The 22505-nt window shown below is 54.3% G+C and carries 22 protein-coding genes; 10 read left to right on the top strand and 12 right to left on the bottom strand.

The features are described 5' to 3' along the window. Positions 1–15: 15 nt before the first annotated feature. Entirely contained in the window at positions 16–1170 is a 1155-nt protein-coding gene (locus tag WC612_03095) for an EAL domain-containing response regulator (GenBank protein MFA6279764.1), read from the top strand. A 15-nt stretch (positions 1171–1185) separates the two neighbouring features. Further along, positions 1186–2136 carry a cysteine synthase A gene (gene cysK / locus WC612_03090; GenBank protein MFA6279763.1) on the top strand — a complete coding sequence of 317 codons (951 nt, stop codon included), beginning with the start codon at positions 1186–1188 and terminating at the stop codon, positions 2134–2136. Between the two features lie 7 nt (positions 2137–2143). Here the strand turns inward: cysK and WC612_03085 are convergent, their stop codons facing one another. From WC612_03085 to WC612_03070, 4 genes are read right to left on the bottom strand one after another with little or no spacing between them, the layout of a single operon-like run. Continuing rightward, on the bottom strand, positions 2144–2722 hold the full coding sequence (locus tag WC612_03085) for an SIS domain-containing protein (GenBank protein ID MFA6279762.1): 579 nt from the start codon (positions 2720–2722) through the stop codon (positions 2144–2146). Positions 2723–2738: 16 nt separating this feature from the next. Further along, positions 2739–3089: a divalent-cation tolerance protein CutA gene (gene cutA / locus WC612_03080; GenBank protein MFA6279761.1), complete on the bottom strand. Its 351-nt coding sequence runs from the start codon at positions 3087–3089 to the stop codon at positions 2739–2741. After that, positions 3086–3682: a DUF192 domain-containing protein gene (locus WC612_03075; protein MFA6279760.1), complete on the bottom strand. Its 597-nt coding sequence runs from the start codon at positions 3680–3682 to the stop codon at positions 3086–3088. Before WC612_03075 ends, cutA begins: the two co-directional genes overlap by 4 nt. A gap of 55 nt (positions 3683–3737) precedes the next feature. Then, the gene (locus tag WC612_03070) at positions 3738–5183 is read right to left on the bottom strand and encodes a sigma-54 dependent transcriptional regulator (protein ID MFA6279759.1); all 1446 of its coding nucleotides are present in this window, start codon (positions 5181–5183) and stop codon (positions 3738–3740) included. Between the two features lie 313 nt (positions 5184–5496). Between WC612_03070 and WC612_03065 the strand changes: the two genes are divergently transcribed. The 4 genes from WC612_03065 to WC612_03050 all read left to right on the top strand — a co-directional run bounded on the left by WC612_03065 (position 5497) and on the right by WC612_03050 (position 10444). Further along, the gene (locus WC612_03065) at positions 5497–6663 is read left to right on the top strand and encodes an LL-diaminopimelate aminotransferase (protein MFA6279758.1); all 1167 of its coding nucleotides are present in this window, start codon (positions 5497–5499) and stop codon (positions 6661–6663) included. Positions 6664–6953: 290 nt separating this feature from the next. Next, positions 6954–7499: a hypothetical protein gene (locus tag WC612_03060; protein MFA6279757.1), complete on the top strand. Its 546-nt coding sequence runs from the start codon at positions 6954–6956 to the stop codon at positions 7497–7499. A 93-nt stretch (positions 7500–7592) separates the two neighbouring features. Next, positions 7593–9698 carry an autotransporter outer membrane beta-barrel domain-containing protein gene (locus WC612_03055; protein MFA6279756.1) on the top strand — a complete coding sequence of 702 codons (2106 nt, stop codon included), beginning with the start codon at positions 7593–7595 and terminating at the stop codon, positions 9696–9698. Positions 9699–9853: 155 nt separating this feature from the next. Beyond that, complete coding sequence (locus tag WC612_03050) at positions 9854–10444, top strand: cytochrome b (protein ID MFA6279755.1); 591 nt, start codon at positions 9854–9856, stop codon at positions 10442–10444. On the opposite strand, the gene WC612_03045 is transcribed toward WC612_03050, so the two are convergent. Continuing rightward, a complete protein-coding gene (locus WC612_03045) occupies positions 10409–11359 on the bottom strand; it encodes an Hsp33 family molecular chaperone HslO (GenBank protein MFA6279754.1) in 951 nt (316 codons plus the stop codon). The genes WC612_03050 and WC612_03045 overlap by 36 nt on opposite strands. A gap of 468 nt (positions 11360–11827) precedes the next feature. Further along, on the bottom strand, positions 11828–13225 hold the full coding sequence (locus WC612_03040; protein ID MFA6279753.1) for a phosphomannomutase/phosphoglucomutase: 1398 nt from the start codon (positions 13223–13225) through the stop codon (positions 11828–11830). Between the two features lie 296 nt (positions 13226–13521). Here WC612_03040 and WC612_03035 point away from each other — a divergent pair, with 296 nt between their 5' ends. The 4 genes from WC612_03035 (at position 13522) to WC612_03020 (ending at position 16547) form a co-directional block, all read left to right on the top strand. Beyond that, a complete protein-coding gene (locus WC612_03035) occupies positions 13522–14043 on the top strand; it encodes a TadE/TadG family type IV pilus assembly protein (protein ID MFA6279752.1) in 522 nt (173 codons plus the stop codon). Then, entirely contained in the window at positions 14027–14611 is a 585-nt protein-coding gene (locus WC612_03030) for a TadE/TadG family type IV pilus assembly protein (protein ID MFA6279751.1), read from the top strand. Before WC612_03035 ends, WC612_03030 begins: the two co-directional genes overlap by 17 nt. Positions 14612–14623: 12 nt before the next feature. Further along, positions 14624–16066 (top strand): TadE/TadG family type IV pilus assembly protein, encoded by a 1443-nt coding sequence (locus WC612_03025; protein ID MFA6279750.1) that lies wholly within the window; start codon positions 14624–14626, stop codon positions 16064–16066. Between the two features lie 181 nt (positions 16067–16247). Then, positions 16248–16547 (top strand): DUF1153 domain-containing protein, encoded by a 300-nt coding sequence (locus WC612_03020; protein MFA6279749.1) that lies wholly within the window; start codon positions 16248–16250, stop codon positions 16545–16547. A gap of 9 nt (positions 16548–16556) precedes the next feature. On the opposite strand, the gene ubiA is transcribed toward WC612_03020, so the two are convergent. The 6 genes from ubiA to rpoZ all read right to left on the bottom strand — a co-directional run bounded on the left by ubiA (position 16557) and on the right by rpoZ (position 22260). Continuing rightward, positions 16557–17459, bottom strand: a complete 903-nt coding sequence (gene ubiA / locus WC612_03015; GenBank protein ID MFA6279748.1) for a 4-hydroxybenzoate octaprenyltransferase — start codon at positions 17457–17459, stop codon at positions 16557–16559. 4 nt (positions 17460–17463) lie between these two features. Then, positions 17464–17886 (bottom strand): hypothetical protein, encoded by a 423-nt coding sequence (locus WC612_03010; GenBank protein MFA6279747.1) that lies wholly within the window; start codon positions 17884–17886, stop codon positions 17464–17466. Further along, the gene (locus WC612_03005) at positions 17883–18086 is read right to left on the bottom strand and encodes a hypothetical protein (protein MFA6279746.1); all 204 of its coding nucleotides are present in this window, start codon (positions 18084–18086) and stop codon (positions 17883–17885) included. The genes WC612_03010 and WC612_03005 overlap by 4 nt, the downstream gene beginning before the upstream one ends. Beyond that, the gene (gene fliI, locus WC612_03000; protein MFA6279745.1) at positions 18083–19429 is read right to left on the bottom strand and encodes a flagellar protein export ATPase FliI; all 1347 of its coding nucleotides are present in this window, start codon (positions 19427–19429) and stop codon (positions 18083–18085) included. Before fliI ends, WC612_03005 begins: the two co-directional genes overlap by 4 nt. Positions 19430–19492: 63 nt before the next feature. Then, a complete protein-coding gene (locus WC612_02995; protein MFA6279744.1) occupies positions 19493–21760 on the bottom strand; it encodes a bifunctional (p)ppGpp synthetase/guanosine-3',5'-bis(diphosphate) 3'-pyrophosphohydrolase in 2268 nt (755 codons plus the stop codon). 80 nt (positions 21761–21840) lie between these two features. After that, a complete protein-coding gene (gene rpoZ, locus WC612_02990) occupies positions 21841–22260 on the bottom strand; it encodes a DNA-directed RNA polymerase subunit omega (protein ID MFA6279743.1) in 420 nt (139 codons plus the stop codon). Positions 22261–22505 lie beyond the last annotated feature (245 nt).

The following is a 22505-nucleotide window of genomic DNA, read 5'->3' as shown; positions in this document are numbered from 1 at the left end:
CACAAGGAACCGACAATGCGTTTACTGGTCATCGATGACGAAGAAGATATCTGCGAAACGATCGCCGAGATTGCCGAAGCCCGTGGGTTTGAAGTCGCCACCACCAGCTCGCCCGCCACGGTCGCGGACAAACTGGATGAGTTTAAGCCTGACGTGATCATGCTGGATCTTATGATGCCGGGAACGGATGGCGTTGAGCTTTTACGAGTCCTTGTGGATCGCGTGAAGAACGCGAAAATCTGTTTGATGAGCGGTAGCGACACGCGCGTCCTGAACAGTGCCCGCCGCCTTGGCAGCGCGCATGGCCTTGACGTTGTCGCCGCTTTGGAAAAACCTATCGAGATTGAATCCCTACGCGCCACGCTTGATCAATTGGCGGCGGGAAATAACAAGGGCGTCGTCGGCGCTGACATCGCGCAAGCCTTAGCGCTGGGGCAGCTTATCCTCTATTATCAGCCCGTCATTGAACTGGCCACGCGCCGCGTCAAAGGGGCCGAAGCCCTTATCCGCTGGGCTCATCCCACACGCGGCATTCTGCCGCCTTCCGAGTTTCTGGACGAAATCGTCAAAGAGGGCCTTATGCCCCCGATGACCGAGCATGTCCTGACCACCGCCATTCACCAAGTTGCCAAGTGGCATCATGCCGGAGAAAATTTGACCGTCTCGGTCAACGTCACCGCCTCATCCCTGCTGGAGCTTAGCTTGCCCGACCGCATCGCCGAGATGTGCGCGCAACACCAAATTCCGGCAGAAAAACTTGTCCTTGAAGTCACGGAAACGGAAGCCATGCGCGATGTCACCCGCACCATGGACGTTCTGTTACGCATGCGCATTCGCAACATTGGCGTGTCCATCGATGATTTCGGAACGGGGCATTCCTCGCTGCGCGAGTTGCAACGCATGCCGTTCAGCGAAATGAAAATCGACAAGAGCTATGTCATGGACATGGTCAACAACCGCGACTGCACCGTGATCGTCAACTCGGTCATCGATCTGGGCCATAACCTTGGCCTGAAAGTTATCGCCGAGGGGGTTGAGGACGTGCGGACATGGCGCATGCTGGCCGAGCGAAACTGCGATTTTGCCCAAGGGTTCTATATGGCCAAACCGATGCCGCCCGAAGAGTTTAACCGCTGGCTTACCAGCTGGCGCGAAACCAGCGCCAGCTGATCGGCTAAAAGACGCATGAGCAGCGCACGCGGGAAAATCTATTCGGACATAACGGAAACCATCGGCGGAACGCCGCTTGTTCGCCTGAACAAACTCCCCGCCGAAGCCGGATGCGTTGGAGCCGTTCTGGCGAAAATGGAATTCTTTAATCCCCTCTCCTCCGTCAAGGATCGTGCGGCGCTGGGCATGATTGAGGCAGCCGAAAAAGACGGACGGCTTAAGGCGGGATCAGTTTTGGTGGAAGCGACCTCTGGTAACACGGGCATTGGGATGGCCTTTATCGCCGCAATCCGTGGTTATGGCCTAACGCTCACGATGCCCGATAATATGTCAATCGAGCGACGCAAGTTACTGGCCCATCTTGGTGCCCATATCGTTCTAACCCCCGCCAAAGACGGCATGGCCGGAGCGCTTGAAAAAGCCCAAGAGATTGTCAGAACCAATCCTAAAGCCGTAATGCTTCAACAGTTTGATAATCCCGCCAATCCTGCCATTCACCGCACGACAACGGCGCAAGAGATTTGGCAAGACACGGATGGCCATGTTGACGCTTTTGTCGCAGGCGTGGGAACAGGCGGAACCGTGCAAGGCGTCGCCGAAGGCCTTAAGGCGCACAACCCCTTGATCAAGATTTTTGCCATCGAACCTGCGGGCAGTCCGGTTTTATCAGGCGGCACATTTCAGCCCCATCAAATTCAAGGCATCGGCGCCAATTTTATTCCTGCCAACCTTGACCTTGCCCTTGTCGATGAAATCGTTTCCGTCAGCGATGAAGAGGCGATCCAAACCGCGCAAAAACTAGCTCAAAAAGAAGGAATTTTGGCTGGTATTTCATCGGGCGCGGCGGTCGCCGCCGCTCTCACACTCGCCAAGCGCCCCAGCATGGCGGGCAAGATTATCGTCGCTCTTTTGCCAGATAGCGCCGAGCGCTACCTATCGACAAAACTGTTCGATCAGCAAAGTTGATGAGGGGTTAAGCGCCGATCATCCGCGCTTCGATCTGCTCGCACAAATAGTGATACAGGCACAAATGCACTTGCTGGATCATCGGCGTGAAGGTCGAGGGCGCATCAAGCAGAACGTCACACAAAGGCGCAAGCTTACCGCCCCCACCGCCCGTTAAGCCGATCACGGCAAGCCCCATCGCCTTAGCTTTTTGCGCGGCTTGCAACACATTCTTCGAATTGCCGCTGGTGCTAATCGCCAGAAGGACGCCGCCACCTTGCCCGTACGCCTCAACCTGCCGCGCAAAGACGGAATCATAATCGTAATCGTTCGCCCAAGCTGTGATCATCGCAGGGTTAGAGGACAGGCAAATGCAATTCAGCCCCTTGCGCTCTTTTAAAAACCGCGCCACCAGCTCACCCGCAATATGCATGGCATCCGAAGCGCTTCCGCCATTGCCGCACACAAGAAGAGGCTTGCCCGCTTTTAAAGCGTCAACGCACAGATCCGTGGCCTTCTCAAGTGCTTCTTCCATAGACGACGTCGCTGCCGCTTGCATAACCTTAGCGGACTCGCCTAAGAACTCATTTAGATTCTTATAAGTCATAAAATCTCCTGATACATTACAAGGCCACTTCCGTTTCGACACGCATCCAATTCAGATACTCCAACGATCCCGCAGCCAAAGGTAATCCGATAATACAAGGACACTCATAGGGGTGCAAAGCCTTAATACGCGCAGACAGCTCCTCAAAACGGGCGCGCGCCGTTTTGAGAATCAAGACAACCTCTTGCGCCTCCTCCACCTTCCCCTGCCAACAATAAACCGATGTCATCGTGGGTATAATGTTGGCGCAAGCAGCCAGACCGCGTTCCACAACATCCTGCGCAATCTCACGGGCCTTTTCATAGGTCGGCGTCGTTGTGTAGGCAAAGATAAATGCACTACCTTCTGTTGTCGCGCCTTCTGTCACTTCAGTTTATCGCCAACGGCTAGCCCCATACGGTCGGCTTCTCCGCCCTTTAACTCCAGCACAGACAGAACAAACCCGTCCGAGGGAATAGGGGTTTCGTCTTTCGGTGTGGCGTTTTTGACTATTTTGATAATGGCGCTGTCAGGGCCAATAAAAAGCATATCCAAAGGAATAAGTGTGTTCTTCATCCAGAAAGAAACGCGCTGAGGTTGGACATAGGTAAAAAGCATCCCTTCACTTTCCTCCACATGATCACGAAGCATCAAGCCCTGTTCTTGTTGCTCACGCGTCGCAGCGATCTCGGCCTTGATTTTAAAAGTCTTCCCATCTTTGCGAACCAGAGAAACGTCCTGCGACGAAAAGACTTCTGTCAACGCGGCGTTAAAAACCTTATGGGCACGCTCATCTTGCATGCCTATAAAAAGAGAATGTCCTCCTTTCCAAAGAAAGGCCAACGCCAGCACAATAAGAACAAGGCCAGTTACAACCAGCATCGTTTTCTGAGTGCGTGCGCTTCCTTGACAACAGCAGCAACAGGGGGCTTTCGTTTCCGTCTTTGTGTTGCACGAGGGGTCTTGGGATTGGGGAGTCATGGCATCGCCTTTCGAGGATAAAAACAAAGGGAATAACCGTCAGAACCGTTCGCGATTAGCTCGCCTTATCGACAATCTCAGCGGGAGCTTCAAGTACGCTACCACCATGAACGCCTAGCAATTTCAGCTTGCGATGCAGGGCCGATCGCTCCATGCCGATAAAATTCGCGGTGCGCGAAATGTTCCCTCCAAAGCGCGTGACCTGCGCCAAAAGATACTCGCGCTCGAACATCTCCCGCGCATCGCGCAAGGGCAGAGTCATAATCTCGCCGCCCTTTTCCCACTTCAAAACATTGGGCGTCGCCGCCGTAATGTCGGGTGGCAACTGATCGGCGCGAATAAGGTCCTCGGCCTCTCCCGGCGCCATGATCAACAGCCACTCCATTGCGTTGCGGAGCTGGCGAACGTTACCGGGCCAAGCATACGCTTGCAGTGCCGCTTGGGCATCTTCGCCCAGCGTGCGCGGCGCAAGGCCGGAAACCTCGGCGGCGCGTGTCAGAAAATGTTGCGAAAGCATGGGAATGTCTTCACGCCGATCCGAAAGGGGCGGAATGACAATCGGCACAACGCTTAAGCGATAATACAAATCTTGCCGAATTTTTCCGGCCTGCATCTGCGTTTGCAAATCCTGATTACTGGAAGCCACAACGCGCACATCAACCTCAACACGTGCATTGCCCCCCACACGGGAAAAGACCTGCTCTTGCAAAACGCGCACGATCTTGCCCTGCGTCTCAAGAGGCATATCGCCGACTTCATCCAGATAAAGTGTGCCACCGTGGGCTTGCTCAAACAAACCAACCTTGCGGTTTTGCCCTGTAGCATCGCCTTCTGTGCCGAACAGCTCAACCTCGATTTGATCGGGGCGCAAAACGGCGCAGTTAATAACCACAAAAGCGCCCGCCACGCGGCGTGAGCGTTCATGAAGGGCGCGCGCCACAACCTCTTTGCCGGAACCTGAAGGGCCGATGATCATCACGCGGCTGCCCGTGGGCGCGACGCGGTCGATCACTTGGCGCACTTGCGCCATGGCGCTGGATTTGCCGATCAGCTCGATATCCGATCCGGCACGCACTTTTAAAACCTGATTTTCACGCTTCAGGCGGGCATGCTCCAGCGCGTGACGCACCTGCAAGACCAAACGATCCGCCTTAAAGGGTTTCTCGATAAAATCATACGCGCCGCGCTTAATGGCCGAGACGGCGGTTTCGATATTGCCATGGCCACTGATCATAATCACGGGCACATCGGGATGGTCACGCACAATACGGTCCAAAAGCTGCAGACCATCCATGCCGCTGCCTTGCAGCCAAATATCAAGGATCACCAGATTGGGGCGACGCGCAGCGATCTCGCCCAGCGCTTTTTCGGCGCTAATCGCCTTACGGGTCTTAAGACCCTCATCGTTCAAGATACCCTCAATCAAAAGGCCGATGTCGGCTTCGTCATCGACAATCAGAATATCATTCGTCAAATTCTTGTCTTTGGTCGTAGAGCTCATGGCCCGCCTTTTCCCTTTGATCAACGCATTAGATACCACGTCAACTTGAAAACCCGAAAACTTTTTGGCCGCGTCTGTTTGTTTCTCTTTGGTTTATGCGACATAGCGGAGAAAAACTTTTCGGGTTATCAAGCGGACGGACTAGAATCAGTCGCTAACGGAATGCTAACAGATTTCTTTCCTCAATCAAATGTCACGGCCTCTATTCCTAGGCCTTTCATTTTTAACCACGTTATTCCTCTTTCGCCAAGCAGAAAACGGATGATAGGATGGAAAAAGAATTCACCGTTTTTCTAGCAACAGGATTTTTACCATGCCTCACCCCAAAGCCGCCCGTCTTCAAGCCCTGCCCCCTTATTTGTTTAAGGAAATCGATAGGCTCAAGGCCGAAGTGGCGGCCAAGGGCGTGGACGTGATCAATCTGGGCGTTGGTGATCCCGATCAACCGACACCCGCTTTTATCGTCAAGGCGCTGCAAAAAGCCGCCGAGAACCCCGAACATCACCAATATCCCTCTTACTCTGGCATGGGCGCGTTCCGCAAAAGCGCGGCAGCGTGGTGCAAGCGCCGCTTTGGCCTTGAGCTTGATCCCGCGACCGAAGTCGTCACGCTTATCGGCTCCAAAGAAGGCATCGCGCATTTTCCGCTCGCCTTCCTGAATGCGGGCGATGTGGCGCTCATCCCCACGCCAGCCTATCCCGTCTATCACTCCGGCACGCTTTTCGCGGGCGGCGTCTCGCACTTTATGCCGCTTGTGGCTGCGAATAATTATCTACCCGATCTGAACGCAATCCCTGAGGATGTGGCACAAAAAGCGAAGATTATGTTCCTGAACTATCCCAACAATCCGACGGGCGCGACCGCCGATGCCTCATTCTTTGAGAAAGTCGTGGCGTTTGCCAAGCATCACGACATCATCATCGCCCATGATGCAGCGTATAGCGAAATGGGCTATGACGGCTATCGTCCGATCAGCTTCCTTGAAGTCGCGGGCGCGCGTGATGTGGGGGTTGAGTTTCACTCACTGTCCAAGACCTTTAACATGACAGGCTGGCGTCTTGGCTTTGCCATCGGTAATGCCGAGATTCTGGACGGGCTTGGCCAAGTCAAAGCCAACATCGATTCCGGCGCGTTCAATGCCGTGCAAGAGGCAGGCATCGCCGCGCTGGACAGCGATCAAAGCAGCATCGCCGCCATGCAAACGATCTATACCGAGCGCCGCGATGTTCTGGTGAGCGGTCTGCAAGCACTGGGGCTGAAGGTCGAGCCTCCCCGCGCGACGTTCTACGTCTGGTGCGCCACGCCCAAGGGCATGACCTCGGCGCAGTTCACTGCACTTTTGCTGCAAGAAGCGGGCATTGTCACCACTCCGGGAAGCGGCTTTGGCGAGCCGGGGGAAGGCTATGTTCGCTTCGCCCTCACCGTCTCCAAAGAGCGCATGGCACAGGCGGTTGAGCGAATGGGGAAGCTGACGTTTTAGGCTATTAACCATAAATATATGTTGAAGGGCTTCTCACCACTCGCTTAAGATGCGGGATCGCTATTCTTTTTTTGACGGAGATTTTCATGCTCTCTTATCCTATACATAGCAAAGACCGTTATAAGAATTATAAACGCTGGGAAGTTGTCAGCTCCCTTCGTGAAGCGGACGTGGGTCGCCCGTTTCAAAGTGATTATTCCAATTTTTTCCACAGATCTTACTCAACGCGATCAAACACCGATGCTTTATCTATTGCTGTTCGGGACGGAAGCTATGCGAAAGGCTTTTCCATGGGCAATGAACGACTGACCGTTTATGTCCTACAATCGGCTTTTACTATTCCCTTGCAAGGCATGGGTGATGCGGCTGTTTTGTATGATAAGGCGACAAAAGCCCACCTTATGTTTTACGGCGAAACGATGAAGCACTGGCTGAATCGCGGCCTTGCTGGCTTTCGCTTGCCTTTCAAAAAAGACCCCGTCGATGAAGCCAAGGACATCGTCACTTTATGGAAGGACTATTTTGAAGAACTTTGCGCGCGCCACGGCGCAACGAGCGAAACCGCCGGAAACGAATCTTTTTATAAAATACGCGAAGAGATTTGCCTTAACATGAAGCCATTAGGCACAGATTTAAGAAGGATTGTTGACCGTTTTATCAATCCAGCGCTCTTTACCGCCTACGACTATCCAGCTATTCGCCTTGAAAGCGTAAGCGACGAAATACTTAGGTATCCGTTGGCCAACTCTGCTTCGAAAGAAAAAGCGCGAGGCGTTGTGACCCGCTTTTGCCAAACCCTTACGGCCATTCAAGCCGCAAAAACGCCATCCCCCTAACCGATTCGAATCGCTGGACAGGAGGAGGCAAAGACCTTAGGGTCGAGGGGATTCTTTCTCATCGCCCCTTTTTCGTGTCGCACGAGGTTTTCTATGGCTCACCCCCGCGTTTCGTCCCTGTCCGTTCTGGCCTTTTTGTGGGCTTTGGCTCCCTGCACCGCGCAGGCCAGCACCTCCCTAGCGGACTACGCGCAAACGCCAGATCAAACCACGGTCGGCACAGTGTTCGACACCTATGGAAGCGCCGCTGCGGGTGGATCAACCCTCGACACGGATTACAACCGCCTGTTTATCGGCGGCGGCGAGGCCGCCTCTCTTCAATCCATGCTGCCGACAACGGCCTATAACATGCAAGGCGTCGCAAGCGGTCTAGCCGCCAGCACAGACAGCGCCATCACGTCACGGCTTCGCTCCTTGCGCGAAGGGAACCGCCTTGCCACGCGCCGTGTTGCAGCCACCCGCCCTGCGCCTTTTACGGATTTACAGAAATCTGACGAACCGCTGCACGATTTGCGCCTTAAAGAGCCGACGCCAGCCGCCACCTCAACCCACGGCACGACCAACCATTATCGCCTTTACAACCCCGCCGTTTATCAAGATCCTCAGCCGCCCAAGCCCGCGAGCACATGGGTTGAGCGCCAATATGACGAAATGATGCGCAAGATTTCTATTGGCGCGGGCGCGGCCAACGCCACAACGCGCGACACACAAGGCGTTCGTCAGCGTATCCTTTTGAACCAAGCCGACCGCACAGGGCGCGATATCGTGAATTGGGCCGGAGAAGTCGGTGGCTCTGGCCATACCTTTGACTCGGCCAAAGGCCTTTATCCGCGCTACACCCAACCGACTTTGCGCGAAAAAGACAAAAAGGCTATCGCCAACTATCCCGGACAACCCCTGTCCAACATGGTGAACTATAACGTTATCCCCGCTGACTCTGTGGCTCCCGCGCCGCAAGCCGCCCCTGTGCCCCCCGTCATTTATGGCCCAGACGATGATGCGCCGAATAAGCCCGTTGCCAAGCCGGAGCCAGCTCAATCGTCTTCACTCTTTGACTTTTCCTCTGATAACGAAGCCATAGCCGCCCCCGTCTCAAAAACCACCTCATCGACGCTGCGCTTCCGTCAGACCAATCATTTCGCGATGGTCAATGATCCTGTGGCAAAAGAGGCCAACACTGTTCAAAAGAGCCAGTTTGTCCCCCTTCGGGCAACAACCGATGCAGGAACCTATCTTTGGCTTTCCGATGACGAAGACAGCCACGCCACGCTGACGCCTTTGACCACCACCACGAAAACGGATGAGACTCCCCTTTTGGCGCAAGAGCCGCTTGAGGCCACCCCCATCAATGCTGATCGTCGTTGGGGAACTTTTGTCTCCGGCCAAGCGGGCTTTGGCCACGATGAACTCCAAACAGACGGCGCCAAAGCCAAATCCGTCCGCGCGGGGATCACGGCGGGTATGGACTACCGCGTTCAGGATAATAGCTATGTCGGGCTGGCTTTGACCTATGCCCACAGCAGTTTGACGACAGCCAGCCTTGGCGATCTACAGGCCGATAGCGTGGCGCTGTCCGCCTATGGCACGACCGATTATGCCACCAACGCCTATGTGGATGGCTTTATCAGCGTGGGGTATCACAGCCTTGACAGCCAGCGCACGATTTTGGCGGGCAATGACACAACACGCAAAGCCACGGCCTCCCCCGACGGCTTCCAATTCACGGGCAAAGCCGAAACAGGCTATGACTTCAAGCACGAGAACCTGAAATATGGGCCTTATGCTGGCCTGCGACTTGCTTATGCCGACTTTGGCAGCTTCACAGAAGACGGGGCTGGCAATTTCAACCTGAAGGTTAAGGGCACAAGCGACCTCTCCGCCATCGCAAGCCTTGGCATGGGCGGCTCTATGCCCTATGCGATGAGCAATGGCGGCGTGTTCCTGCCCGCTCTGCGCGTTGGCTATAATCACGAGCTTGGCGACGACCAATCCACCATCAAGGCCGAGTTCGCCAATCTGGCAGGCTCAAGCTTCACAACCAAGGGCGCCAAGAAATCGCGCGATTGGGTCAACGTGAACCCCTCCCTAACCGCAGCGCTAGCCAACGATTGGACTTTCGCCGCGCAGTATGAACACGACTTCTTCCGCGACGATTCTTCCGAAAATATCTTTAACCTCGCCGCGCACTATAAATGGTAAGCTCCTGACGTAAATTCTTTATTCCGTCACTCCCGCGAAAGCGGGAGTCTCGTTTTCTTTAAAAAAAAACAAACGGGATGCCCGCTTACGCGGGCATGACGCGATATGTTAAGATTATTCAAATGGAATTTGCTTTAAACTAAGGAGGGAAAGCCATGTCACAATCTTTAATCTATGATCCCGTTGCCAAGACTCTGCATTGGGGCACGGTATTGGCCATAGGATTCATGTTGGTTCTGGGCGGTGTCATGGGTGAAGATTTCTGGCCGCCTGACGTGCGGCGTGCGCTGTTCACCACACACAAAACCATCGGTATTTTGATCCTTTTGGCGACGTTTTTCCGCCTTTATTGGCTCTATCGTCATCATGCGCCACCGCTGCCCGTCGCATCCATGCCCCGCTGGCAAGTTTGGGCGGCGAGGCTTACGCATAGAGGCCTTTATGCGCTGCTGATTGTTATTCCCCTGTCAGGATGGGCTCTGGTTTCCATGAGCGGCCACGGCATTCAACTCTTCGGCCTATGGCCCGTTCCCAACCTCCCCCTTCTTGATCTTGTGGCAAAAGACGGCTTCTTTTACACCCTGATCGAAGAAAGCCATGAATCGCTGGCTGGGCTTCTTGTTCTGCTTGTCGGCATCCATACCGGCGCGGCCTTGCTTCACCATTTCTTTGAGCGCGACGATATTCTTTTGCGCATGTCGCCAGTCTGCCTAGGCGGATGGCTGAACAGGCTCAGGCGCAGCTAACTCGTCCACACCAAACCGATAGGTCTTGCTGCAAAACTGACAGGTCGCGGCGATGTGCCCTTCGTCTTGCGCCATCGCCTTTAGCTCATCCGGCGGCATGCCCTCCAGAACGCCCGCGATTTTGTCACGCGAGCAACGGCATTCGTGCCGCAGAGCCAACGGCTCATAAACGCGCACGCCTTCCTCATGAAACAAGCGGAAAAGCAGGTCTGGCGCAGCCAAGGACGGATCCGTCAGCTCATCCGGCGAACACGTCTGCATAAGCGCCATGGCGCGAAGCCAGTCATCCTCAATGGCCGTATCCGTCGCGGGCATGACCGCCAGCCCGCCCTCACGCGGCATGCGTTGGATCATAAGGCAACCCGCCTGCCAAACGCCCGCCTCATCCCGATGCGCGGCAACGACAAGGCCTGTCGGAATTTGCTCGGACTGCTTAAAATACAACTGGAAGGCTTGCGTCAGATCATCGCCCTCGACCTGCACAACGCCTTGATAGCGCTCCTCGCCCAGCTTTTGATCAAGCGTCAGCACCAGATGGCCGCGCCCCAAAAGGCTGCCGCCCTCCTTGGCGCTGGCCTCGGCCACCGCCGCCTCATCGAACTGGGCATAGGCGCGAACCGCGCCGTCCGAGGTCACGTCGGCCACCATCATGCGCACCGCGCCATCGGTCTTGGTCTGGATCGTAAAGACGCCCTCATACTTCATCGCCGTTCCTAACGCCGCCGCAAGCGCCGTCATCTCGGCCAGTAGACGCGCAACGGGCAAGGGGTAATCATGTTGGCGCAAAATCGTGTCGATGGACCCGCCAAGGCGCACAAAACGGCCTCGCAAAGCACTGCCTTCTAGCTGAAAGGGCAAAACCGCGTCGATCCACGCCAAGGGCTTGGCAAGCTTTTTTTCGTTAACGTCATTCATATCTATTTCAATAGATTCAATCGATTAGTTTCGCAAGCGTTCTTTTAAAATGAAGAAATAGTTTTGAACAAAAGAAGAACATTCGGTTGACTTGGCCCGCCCCGCTGCGCTACCCTTCTCCTTGCCTAGAGTAGAGAGAGGCGGATCCTTTGACCTCGGGTTCGCCTTAGGCATTCAAAGGTAAAAGGAGGCGCGACTACGGTCGCCTTCGCGTGCTGTGATGGGTCACGGCCTCCTTTTCACCGATCCCCTCACCCACTCCGACCCGCTTCATTATATCCTTTCCACTTTAAGAGTTGGGATAATTGGGCAAGATAGTCAAAAGAAAACGGGATCCCCGCTTTCGCGGGGATGACGCATATAGGATTAACTTAAAACAAAAAACCCGTCATGCCCGCGAAAGCGGGCATCCCGTTTGGTTTGTCCCAATGACACCATCTCTTGACCCGTTTCAGGTATAGAAGATTTTCAGAACGCTGGTGGCGCAATCCCGCTGGCGGCCAAAGCCTCAACCAGTTGCGTCTTAAGCCGCTCCAGCCCCGCCGTATCTTTGGCTTCGGCGCGGGCGACAAGGACAGCCTGCGTATTCGACGCGCGCAAAAGCCACCAGCCATCCGCCGTCAAAACGCGCACGCCGTCTGTGTCATCAACGTTCGCCTTAGCCGCGACAAGGCTCGCCTTCACCTCATCCACCACGGCAAACTTACGCGCCTCATCAACCTCAAAACGAAGCTCCGGCGTGTTGATCATCGTCGGCAGCGTGTCACGCAGAGCGGCGAGCGACTGCCCAAACGTCTCCACCAGCGACATGAGGCGCACGCCGCAATAAAGCGCATCGTCATAGCCGTAATACTTATCGGCAAAGAAGATATGGCCGCTCATCTCGCCCGCCAACGGCGACTTGGTTTCCGCCATCTTGACCTTAATGAGCGAATGGCCCGTTTTCCACATCAGCGGCTTGCCGCCATCCTTGGCAATCGAGTCAAACAGAACCTGCGAGGCCTTAACGTCCGCGATAATCGTCGCATTCGGGAAGCTTTTCAGCACTTCCCGCGCATAAATCGCCACCAATTGATCACCCGCAAGGATACGCCCTTGCCCATCCACCGCGCCGATGCGGTCCGCATCGCCATCGAACGCTATACCCATATCCGCACCCTGCTCGATGACGGCGTTTTGCAAATCGATAAGGTTTTTCGGCACGGTCGGATCGGGGTGATGGTTGGGAAAGGTTCCATCGATTTCGCCAAACAAAATGGTGTGCTTACCGGGAAGACGCTTAACAAGACGCGCCAGAACATCGCCCGCTGAACCGTTGCCGTTGTCCCAAACGACATGAAGACCCTTTGTGCCTTGGAAGTCTTTCAGCATCCGCTCGATATACGCTTCGCTTACGTCCAACGTTTGGGACGTCCCCTCTCCAACTTCAAAATCGCCCTTGGCTGCAATCTCGGCCAGAGCTTTAATCTTGTCGCCATAGATAGGCCCGCCGCCGACAAGGCGCGGAGCCATAAGCATCTTAAACCCGTTTTGATCAGGGGGATTGTGTGAGCCTGTCACCATCACGCCCGCATCGGCATCATTTTGGTACGTCGCAAAATAGAGCATCGGCGTCGGGCCAAGGCCAACGCGCGTGACCGCCATCCCCGTGGACATCAGACCTTCGACTAAGGCCTCTTCAAACATCGGCGAATGGGTGCGGCCATCATAGCCCACCATGATCTTGCTGCCGCCAGCGCGGCGGATCATTGTGCCAAAGGCGCGGCCAAGCGCCAAAGCGTCCTCACGCCCCAAGTTCTTGCCGACCGTGCCACGCACGTCGTATTCACGGATAATAACGGGATCGAAGGTGTAGGAAAAGGTCATCGCTAAAGCCTTTAGTAAAGGGATTTGAAGAGCGCAGTTTAAGGCACAATCGCCCGAATGTCACGGGTGCGCTTAAAAAGAAAAATCATTCGAAAATCGAAGTATTTTTTAAACTTTTTCCGCCAACATCCTCATTTGTCACACGCTCTGATTCGGGGCTAGAGTCAGGACGTTGGAGACCCGTTAACAATCCCGAAAATGTCACGATAACTTAAACGAACGTCAAGCATACTGTGACATAATAAAACAATGGGAAAGTGCGTGTTTTCCTCTGATAGCAACCAAAGGCGCATACGATGTTTCGGTTTATAAAAACGTATCGGCAACTATCCCTTCGTGCGAAGCGCGCCAAAGGCGAACGCGGCGTTACGGCCGTCGAGTTCGCTTTGATATCGCCTGTCCTGATTATGCTTCTTGTCGGCATCACGGAAATGTCACTTGTCCTTCTGGCCAATCACTTGTTGGAAAACGCAACCTATAACGCTTCGCGCACAGGTAAGACGGGCTACGTCGCAGAAGGTAAAACACAACTTGAAACAGTGACGGATACGCTTCTGTCGCGCCTCAGCGGTTTGGATCCCCTGATTGATCCGGCCAAAATCACGATCACAACGACATCCTATGGCGACCTCAGCGATATTGGCCAGCCGGAGCAAGGCACGGAATCTAGTCTGGGCACAGCCAGCCAAGTCGTCGTCTATACCATCACCTATCCATGGACAATGTTTACACCCCTTATCGGAAACCTCATCGGGGATGAAAACAGGGTTATCAATTTGACATCTCGTATCGTGGTGCGCAATGAACCGACTGATTAAAACAGCGAAGCGTCTTTTTCAGCGATCCTCCTTGGCCTTACAGGAGAGAGGCTCGGTCGCTATTGAGTTTGCCTTGGCGCTACCGATCTGGATTATCCTTTTGCTCGGCAGCTCAGATGCGGCCTTTTTGATGATCATTTCACAGCGCGTGGATCGCATCGCCTATTCCGTTACAGACATCGTGACCCAATCGGAAATGGTGACCATCAACGATTTGAATAATATTATGCTTGCGGCAGGACAGCTGATGGAACCGTTCCCCTTTGGCGTGAAGGGCATCGTGATTGTCAGTTCGGTTTACAAACCGGCCGGTCTAGCAACAAAAATAAGTTGGCAATACGCAGGCGGCGGATCGTTGGCACGCGTCAGCAAAATGGGCATAGCGGGATCGACGCCAGTTCTGCCCAACGGCTTAACCCTCAACGACAATGATAACGTCATTATCACAGAGGTTTACTATGCCTTTACGCCTCTTTTTATCAACGCGGGGATTTTGAAAGCGGCGGATTTGTATCGCGTCGCCATCTATAAACCGCGTCTTAGTCCCCTTATCACGCCGCCGACATAAAGGAGAAGGATCATGGTATCACTTCGCTCACTTCTTTGTTCCGCTTCAACGCTGCGCCGCTTTGCCAGCGATGAAAAGGGTATGACCCTGCCTATGCTGGCGCTGACCTTCTTGAGCGTCATGGGCTTTGTGGGAACCTCTGTCGATATCGCAAGGCTACAACTTGTCCAATCACGCCTTTCTTTCTCGCTGGATGCCGCAGGGCTTGCGGCAGGATCGACCCTGAACACCAGCAACTTGAATGAAGAGCTGGCCAAATATATGACGGCCAACTTTCCGGCAAATTATATGGGCGCAACAACGCCAGCCGTTACATCAGAAGTCTCCGCCGACAATATGATCATCGATCTGGCCGCCTCGACAACCATGCCAACAACCTTTATGAACGTCTTTGGCATTACCAGCATGAACCTATCCGCTACATCACAGGTCACGCGCACGTCATCAGGGTTGGAGCTTGTTCTAGCGCTTGATAACACGGGCTCGATGGCCGGAACCAAACTAACCTCTTTGAAATTGGCCGCCACATCGTTAGTCAATATTCTTTATGGCTCAAAAACAACAGTGCCTAACCTGTGGATAGGCCTTGTCCCCTTTTCTCAAACCGTGAACATCGGCACATCGCGCACGTCGTGGATCGATCAAGTCAACTTTGCGACCCTGAACTGGGGGCCAACAAGCTGGGGGGGTTGCGTTGACGCGCGTGAGCTGAACAACCGAGACAAGATTGATGATCCTCCCACCATTCAAACCTATAAGGCTTATTACTCGCCCAGTACGGATAACAGACCCGCTCCCTATAATACCTTTATTTATACATCCGTGAATAAATGGGTGACTTCGCGTTACCATGACGGAACTCCCAAAACCTATGCGACCTTCACGACAACGCTTGGACCCAACGCCTATTGCCCACAGGTCATGACACCTATGACATCAAATAAAACGACCATTTTAAACGCGGTAAACAGCATGGTGGCCAACGGCAACACGCACACCAATCTAGGCGCGCTTTGGGCATGGAACATGCTCTCCCCACGTTGGCGCGGTCTGTGGGGTGGCGAGATGACTGCCAACAGCCTGCCGCTTGATTACGGAACTAAGCATATGAACAAAGCCATGATTCTGCTCACCGACGGTGAAAACACGATGAACAGCACTATCTTCACCGCCTATGGCTACCTCAGCGATGGAAGACTTGGTACAACAACCAACACCGCAGTAGCCGCTGCAACCTTGGATACGAAATTGTCAACCGTCTGCACAGCTATGAAAACTGCTGGTATTTATATCTATACCATCGCGCTTGGGAATCCCGGCACGAACATCCAAACCAAGCTGAAAGCCTGCGCGTCGGCCGAGAATTACTATTTTAATTCACCAACCTCGTCCGATCTTGCAGGGGTGTTTAATCAGATCGCGGACTCGCTTTCAAGCTTGCGTGTAAGCCAATAGTTTCAACAAGAAGGCCCTGCAAGCAGGGTCTTCTTAACTTTATTTAACTTCTAACTCTTTTTTATGAAAGTATTTTTATTTGTTGCGATGCCGTTACGTTAAGCTTAACGTTAGGCGTTCCTAAAGGATTTTCGTGTATCCTTTCCCTTGTCATCGAATTACTTTCAAACGGAGTCATACCATGCCCCAGAGCAATGCGTCATTCAGCACCGATGGAGATCAAGTCCATATTGTTCGTTCAACAGAACGCCAGCGAGAGATGGACAAGCTCCCTTCCCCGAAAACCCGTCGCTGGGTCATGCGCCGCAAGGCTCAGGTCGTAACGGCTGTGCGCAATGGCATTATCTCGCTGAACGAAGCCTGTGAGCGTTACCACCTGTCCGAGGAAGAGTTTAAGTCGTGGTCGTTCCTGCTTGACAGCCACGGCGTCCATGGCCTTCGCGCCACCCGCATTCAAGAATATCGCGGCGCGGCAGAATAACCCTCTCTCCTACAAGAGCTTCCCAACCGCGAGCGCGGCCAAAATGATCAGGCCAAAGTCGCGGTTGGATTTGAAGCGCCTAAGGCTATCCGCCGGATCATCGACCCGCCACAAGACTACTTGCCAAAACGCATGCTGTCCGGCCAGAAAAAGAACCCCATAAAAGGGGGCGTCCAGCTTGGCCACAAAGCCCGTCAGCGCAAGCCCCGCCAAAGTCGCCGCATAAAAAAAGGCAATGACGGGGCGTGAGCGGCTCCCTAGTTTCAGCGCCAACGATTTGATCCCTATCTTCGCATCGTCCTCTTTATCCTGATGCGCGTAGATCGTGTCATAGCCCAGCGTCCAAAAGATTCCCGCCCCATAAAGCAGGAAGGCAGGCGCTTCCAGCTTGCCCTGAACCGCGCTCCACCCCATCAGTGCGCCCCAGTTAAAGGCGAGGCCGAGGACGAACTGCGGCCACCATGTCACGCGCTTGGCCAAAGGATAGGTAAAGACCAGCGCCAGAGATGCCACGCCAAGCAGGATGGTGAACGTATTAAACTGCACCAGAACCGCAAGGCCTAGCAGCAAAAGCGCCACCACAAAAAGGAGAGCCTGCCACGGCTTGACCTGACCACTGGGCAAAGGCCGCGTAGCCGTCCGCTCCACCTTGCCATCAAGGTGGCGGTCATAAAGATCGTTGATCGCGCACCCCGCTCCGCGCATGACAAGCGCGCCCAAGGCAAACAAAAAAAGCATCGTGATGGAAGGCCGCCCCTCGCTGGCCAGCGTTACGCTCCACAGACACGGCAACAAAAGAAGCCATGTGCCAATCGGGCGGTCAAGGCGCATCAACCGCGCATAAGGACGCGCCACGGACGGCAAGAACCGATCAATCCAGTCGCCTACGCGAATATCGGTATGAGGCGCCATGAGATTACTTCTTCTTTTTCTTGCGGACAAAGCTGACGCTACCAACTTCGTCAAGGATGTGGGTTTCGCGACGCTGTTCTTCGGCCTCTTCCTCTTCAAGGCGGGCTTTTTCGGCCAACTCATAGCGTTTTTGCTCTTCGAAAAGCTCGGCCAATTTATCCCGCGCAAGATTGACGGCCAGCTCTACCGTTCTTTTTCTTTTCTCAAACTCCTCAAGACGCTTGATCGCCCCTTTAAGATAAAGATCATAATTCAGCGCCAAGGCAGGCTCTTGCCGCAGCATCGCGGTCTGCTGCGCTTGCTGCTCCATCAACGCATCAATTTGCGCTTGAATATCCGTCAGTTGTTTTTGAAGATTAGCCAAAAGGACGCGCTGTTCATCCACCTTGGTCTTTTGTAATTTAATCAGCGTTACAAGAGATTTCATGCCAGCCCCCAACCCTTACCGTCATCCCGCTGAAAAGCGGGATCCATCGCCGCGCGTCCGCGCGGCATAAGAGTCATACACGCTGCTAGCCTGCCCCGCACTTGATGCGGGGCGGCGCTCTGGATACCGGCCTTCGCCGGTATGACGGCGATGGAAATAGCATGGGTAACAACAAACAAAGTGAGCGCAAGAAAAATCACGTCCCGCTCCAAGGCACACCCAAAATCTGCGCCAGTTTTTCATAACCGCCTCCCAGATTGTCGCTTTCATTCTTGCCTTGGCGCAAAAAAGTTTCGATAGGCTCATAAAAATTGATGGCATCGTCAACCTCGCGGTTGGTTCCTTTGCGATACGCGCCAAGGCGGATCATCTCGGCCATGTTTTCATAGGCCGCCAAATGCCGCCGCGCCGTGCTGACCAACGTGTTTTCCGTATCATTATTACAGGCGGGCATCGTTCGCGAGACGCTGCGCAGAATGTTGATGGCGGGATAGCGGCCACGCTCGGCAATCGAACGCTCCAAAACAATATGACCGTCCAAAATACCACGCGTCGCGTCGGCAATCGGCTCATTATGATCATCGCCGTCGACCAAAACCGTAAAGAGTCCCGTGATGGATCCCGCGCCCTTACCGCTTTCCCCCGGCCCTGCCCGCTCCAACAATTTCGGCAATTCCGCAAAGGTCGTCGGCGGATAACCCTTCGTGGTGGGAGGCTCCCCCGCCGCAAGGCCGATCTCACGCTGCGCCATAGCAAAGCGCGTCACGCTGTCCATCAGGCAAAGGACATTCTTACCCAAGTCGCGGAAATACTCGGCCATCGCAAGCGTCATAAACGCCGCCTGACGGCGCATCAAAGGGGCCTCGTCGGACGTGGCCACGACAACAACGCTACGCGCCAAACCTTCGGGGCCAAGATCGTCATGGATAAACTCTTGAACCTCGCGGCCACGTTCGCCAATCAGGCCAATGACCGAAACGTCAGCCGAGGTATAGCGCGAGACCATGGACATCAGGATCGATTTACCAACGCCCGATCCCGCAAAAATGCCCATACGCTGACCGCTACAACAGGTCAAAAAGGTGTTAAGCGCCCGCACGCCAAGATCCAGCTTGCCCCCGACGCGTTTTCTTTTGTGGGCAGGCGGCGGCATGCTGCGGATAGGTTGGTGACGATCCCCCATCGGCAGCGGCGGCCCCCCGTCAATCGGCTCCCCCAGCGCATTGATGACGCGCCCCAGCCATGCAGGCGTCGGAGAAATAGTCGGCTGCGCTTCGGCAACCTCCGCCTTACAGCCAAGGCCTATCCCATCCAGCGTGTTAAAAGGAAGGAGCAAGGCGCGATCATCGCGAAAGCCAACGACTTCGCACAAAACGCGCCGTCCGCCTCGCGCCACGATGGCGCAACGGCCACCCAGCGACAAGTGGCGCTCAACGCCCGCGACCTCAATCAGCAATCCTTGCACAGCCGTAACCCGACCAAAAATACGGAAGTCGGACAGCGCTTCAATATCGGCAACAAGGCGGCTGGATTCATGGATCATAGAGGAAATACTTTCTTAGCGAGACGAAGGCAAGGTTAGCCATGAAAGAGCCTTAACGCAAGGCTACCGTCCTTTGGTGCGCTCGACCGAGATTATGACGCTGCTGGCGCGAAGCGCCGCCACAACACTAAGCAAGTGATTGGTATCCACAACCTCGACATCGATCAAAATATCGAAGAAATCAATGGAACGGTTCGTGATTTTCAGATTAAGGATATTCGCGTTGCCCTTGCCGATAATGGTGGTCAACGTGCCCAAGGAGTTAGGCCTATTGGTTACGACGATAGAGAGTCTGCCAACCATGCCCGTATCTTTGCCATGGCCCTCGCCCCAATCCACGTCGATCCAGCGCTCTGGCATATCACGGAAGGAATCCAGCGTGTCGCAATCCGTCGTGTGGATAGTCACACCGCGCCCTGTCGATACGATCCCGACAATGGAATCACCCGGCAAGGGATGGCAGCACCGCGCAAAATGAACGGCCATGCCCGGAATCAGCCCTTTAAGCGTCAGGGGGGACGTCGAAGCCGCCTGCGCCGCAGCGCGTGCCTTCATTTTCTGCGCCGCTAGCTCGATTTCCGGCAACGTCTTATCCGGCTGCTTGGCTCGATGCTCTGGGAAAGCCGCCGTAAAAACATCGCGTGAGGATTGCAGCGAGGCGCCAACATTGGCAAACAAATCATCAAGGGTCGCCGCCTGAAAGTTTTTGACGACAGCCTCAAAAGGCTTTTCGCCGAAGTCGACGTTTTCTTGCTTACAAATCTTTTCTAAAATGGCCTTGCCCAGCGCGACGTATTCTGTGCGCTGCTGAAGACGGACAAAGCGCCGAATTCGCGCCCGTGCCTTACCTGTTACGACAAAACGCTCCCACGCTGGCGAAGGGTTGCCATTTTTCTGCGTGATAATGTCAACCTGATCGCCGTTATGAAGCTCGGTGCGCAAAGGAACCATGCGTCCATTGACTTTGGATCCGACACAGCAATCGCCAATGCCACTATGCACCGCATAGGCAAAATCGACAGGCGTTGCGCCGCGCGGTAACGCAATCAACGTCCCCTTGGGAGAAAAACAGAAAACCTGATCTTGGAAAAGCTCTAGCTTCGTATGCTCTAAAAACTCTTCCGGTTTCTGGGCATGTTCCACAATATCCAAAAGCTCGCGCAGCCAACGATATTGCGACCCTTCCTGTGTCAGCTCGCCTTGCTTATAGGCCCAGTGGGCGGCCACGCCCAGCTCGGCGACCTCATGCATTTCATAGGTTCTGATCTGAACCTCGATGCGATGATTTTCGGGGCCGATGATGGTGGTGTGAATGCTTTGGTATTTGTTGGGCTTGGGCGTTGAAATGTAATCTTTGAACCGCCCCGGAATACCGGAATAGTGGTTATGGATAAGGCCAAGCGCTTGATAACAACTCTCGACCGTCGGAACAAGGATACGAAAGGCCATAATGTCCGAAAGCTGTTCGAACCCCATGTCCTTGCGGTTCATTTTTCGCCAGATCGAAAAGGGTTTCTTCTCGCGCCCTTCGACTGTCGCCGCGACGCCGCCTTCGGCCAAAACGCGCTGCAATATGGCGCGAATATCTTTGGCCAGATTGCCGCCTTCCTCTCGCAAATAGGTAAGGCGCGCCACGATGCTGTCACGCGCATCGGCATGAAGCTCGGCAAAGGCTAAGTCTTGCAACTCGTTCTGCATTTTCTCGATACCGATGCGCTCGGCCAAGGGCGCATAAATATCCAGCGTCTCACGCGCGATGCGCTGCCGCTTTTCCTCGCCCTTAATAAAATGAAGCGTGCGCATGTTGTGCAGACGATCCGCCAGCTTAATAAGCAACACGCGAATATCTTCGGACATCGCCAAGACTAGCTTGCGGAAATTCTCGGCCTGTTTGGCCTGATCGCTTTGAAGCTCAATTCGCGAAAGCTTGGTCACACCGTCGACAAGCCGCGCCACCTCGCGCCCGAAATGTTTTTCAATATCGGGGAGCGTCACCAACGTGTCTTCGACCGTATCATGAAGAAGCGCCGTCGCGATGGTCGTCGCGTCCATCTTCATTTCGGTGAGGATGCCCGCGACCTCTAACGGATGGGAAAAATAAGGATCGCCCGACGCACGCGTTTGTGTGCCATGCGCCTGCATAGAAAAGACATAGGCGCGGTTGAGCAAATCTTCGTCAGCAGAAGGGTCATAAGCGCGCACGCGTTCCACCAACTCATATTGGCGAAGCATTCGAACAGGCTTGCGGGGAGGCTCTTCGGAATTTTGAGAGGGGACAACAGAGGGAGCAGGCTCGTCAGGCGAAGGGGGCTTCTTTTGAGAAGGGCTCATGATCGCGCCCCTTGCCACATTACCAACAAGAAGAGCTTTTTCCAGCCATCAGCCATCGTACTGCTCTTTCCTGAACCCAATTAATCCTTTATGTCTGCATCTTCAAAGGAGCCGGTGATGCCAAGGTCGGCGTCATCGCCGCCCTCTTCCTCATCAAGATCGGCATCCATATCCAGATCATCATCCGAATCGTCGGCGTCCATAGCCGCACCGATCCAGTTTTGCTGTTCGCTGTTCATCAGCTCGGTCACTTCCTCTTCGGGACGATCCGGCTCAATGCGCTTTTGCAAGCCCTTCACAAGCGATTCATGCAAGCTCTCTAGATCAAGCTTTTGCTCGGCAACTTCGCGTAACGCCACAACGGGGTTTTTATCGCGATCACGCTCAACATGCAGCTCAGCCCCCGACGAAAGCGCACGGGCGCGATGCGACGCAAGCATCACAAGCTCAAAACGGTTGGGAACCAAAAGAACACAATCTTCAACGGTAACGCGTGCCATAGGGCCTATCCTCATAAAAAACAAAAAACGGCGCAGAAAGGAAGCCTTCCAAACAGGGAAGAAGATATAATCCTGATTGAGTAGAAGGGTCTATCTCTAACGCGAAGGCGCATATTAGCCGTCTCTTATCCTTAATGTAAAGCGTTACGAAGGCTTAATGATAAAAAAGGGCTCCGTTTTTAAATCGTGATGTTGCGCAACGGTTTTTTTTATCGTAAGGATACAGCGGTAGCCCACCAGCGCCG

The organism is Bdellovibrionales bacterium, from assembly GCA_041662785.1.
Taxonomy (GTDB): domain Bacteria; phylum Pseudomonadota; class Alphaproteobacteria; order UBA9219; family UBA9219; genus UBA8914.
This window is presented reverse-complemented; position numbering and strand designations above follow the sequence as displayed.

Coding starts and splice junctions, on each gene's coding strand:
- WC612_03095 (MFA6279764.1), top strand. CDS start 16: ATGCGTTTACTGGTCATCGATGACGAAGAAGATATCTGCGAAACGATC.
- cysK (MFA6279763.1), top strand. CDS start 1,186: ATGAGCAGCGCACGCGGGAAAATCTATTCGGACATAACGGAAACCATC.
- WC612_03085 (MFA6279762.1), bottom strand. CDS start 2,722: ATGACTTATAAGAATCTAAATGAGTTCTTAGGCGAGTCCGCTAAGGTT.
- WC612_03075 (MFA6279760.1), bottom strand. CDS start 3,682: ATGACTCCCCAATCCCAAGACCCCTCGTGCAACACAAAGACGGAAACG.
- WC612_03070 (MFA6279759.1), bottom strand. CDS start 5,183: ATGAGCTCTACGACCAAAGACAAGAATTTGACGAATGATATTCTGATT.
- WC612_03065 (MFA6279758.1), top strand. CDS start 5,497: ATGCCTCACCCCAAAGCCGCCCGTCTTCAAGCCCTGCCCCCTTATTTG.
- WC612_03060 (MFA6279757.1), top strand. CDS start 6,954: ATGGGCAATGAACGACTGACCGTTTATGTCCTACAATCGGCTTTTACT.
- WC612_03055 (MFA6279756.1), top strand. CDS start 7,593: ATGGCTCACCCCCGCGTTTCGTCCCTGTCCGTTCTGGCCTTTTTGTGG.
- WC612_03050 (MFA6279755.1), top strand. CDS start 9,854: ATGTCACAATCTTTAATCTATGATCCCGTTGCCAAGACTCTGCATTGG.
- WC612_03045 (MFA6279754.1), bottom strand. CDS start 11,359: ATGAATGACGTTAACGAAAAAAAGCTTGCCAAGCCCTTGGCGTGGATC.
- WC612_03040 (MFA6279753.1), bottom strand. CDS start 13,225: ATGACCTTTTCCTACACCTTCGATCCCGTTATTATCCGTGAATACGAC.
- WC612_03035 (MFA6279752.1), top strand. CDS start 13,522: ATGTTTCGGTTTATAAAAACGTATCGGCAACTATCCCTTCGTGCGAAG.
- WC612_03030 (MFA6279751.1), top strand. CDS start 14,027: ATGAACCGACTGATTAAAACAGCGAAGCGTCTTTTTCAGCGATCCTCC.
- WC612_03025 (MFA6279750.1), top strand. CDS start 14,624: ATGGTATCACTTCGCTCACTTCTTTGTTCCGCTTCAACGCTGCGCCGC.
- WC612_03020 (MFA6279749.1), top strand. CDS start 16,248: ATGCCCCAGAGCAATGCGTCATTCAGCACCGATGGAGATCAAGTCCAT.
- ubiA (MFA6279748.1), bottom strand. CDS start 17,459: ATGGCGCCTCATACCGATATTCGCGTAGGCGACTGGATTGATCGGTTC.
- WC612_03010 (MFA6279747.1), bottom strand. CDS start 17,886: ATGAAATCTCTTGTAACGCTGATTAAATTACAAAAGACCAAGGTGGAT.
- fliI (MFA6279745.1), bottom strand. CDS start 19,429: ATGATCCATGAATCCAGCCGCCTTGTTGCCGATATTGAAGCGCTGTCC.
- WC612_02995 (MFA6279744.1), bottom strand. CDS start 21,760: ATGAGCCCTTCTCAAAAGAAGCCCCCTTCGCCTGACGAGCCTGCTCCC.
- rpoZ (MFA6279743.1), bottom strand. CDS start 22,260: ATGGCACGCGTTACCGTTGAAGATTGTGTTCTTTTGGTTCCCAACCGT.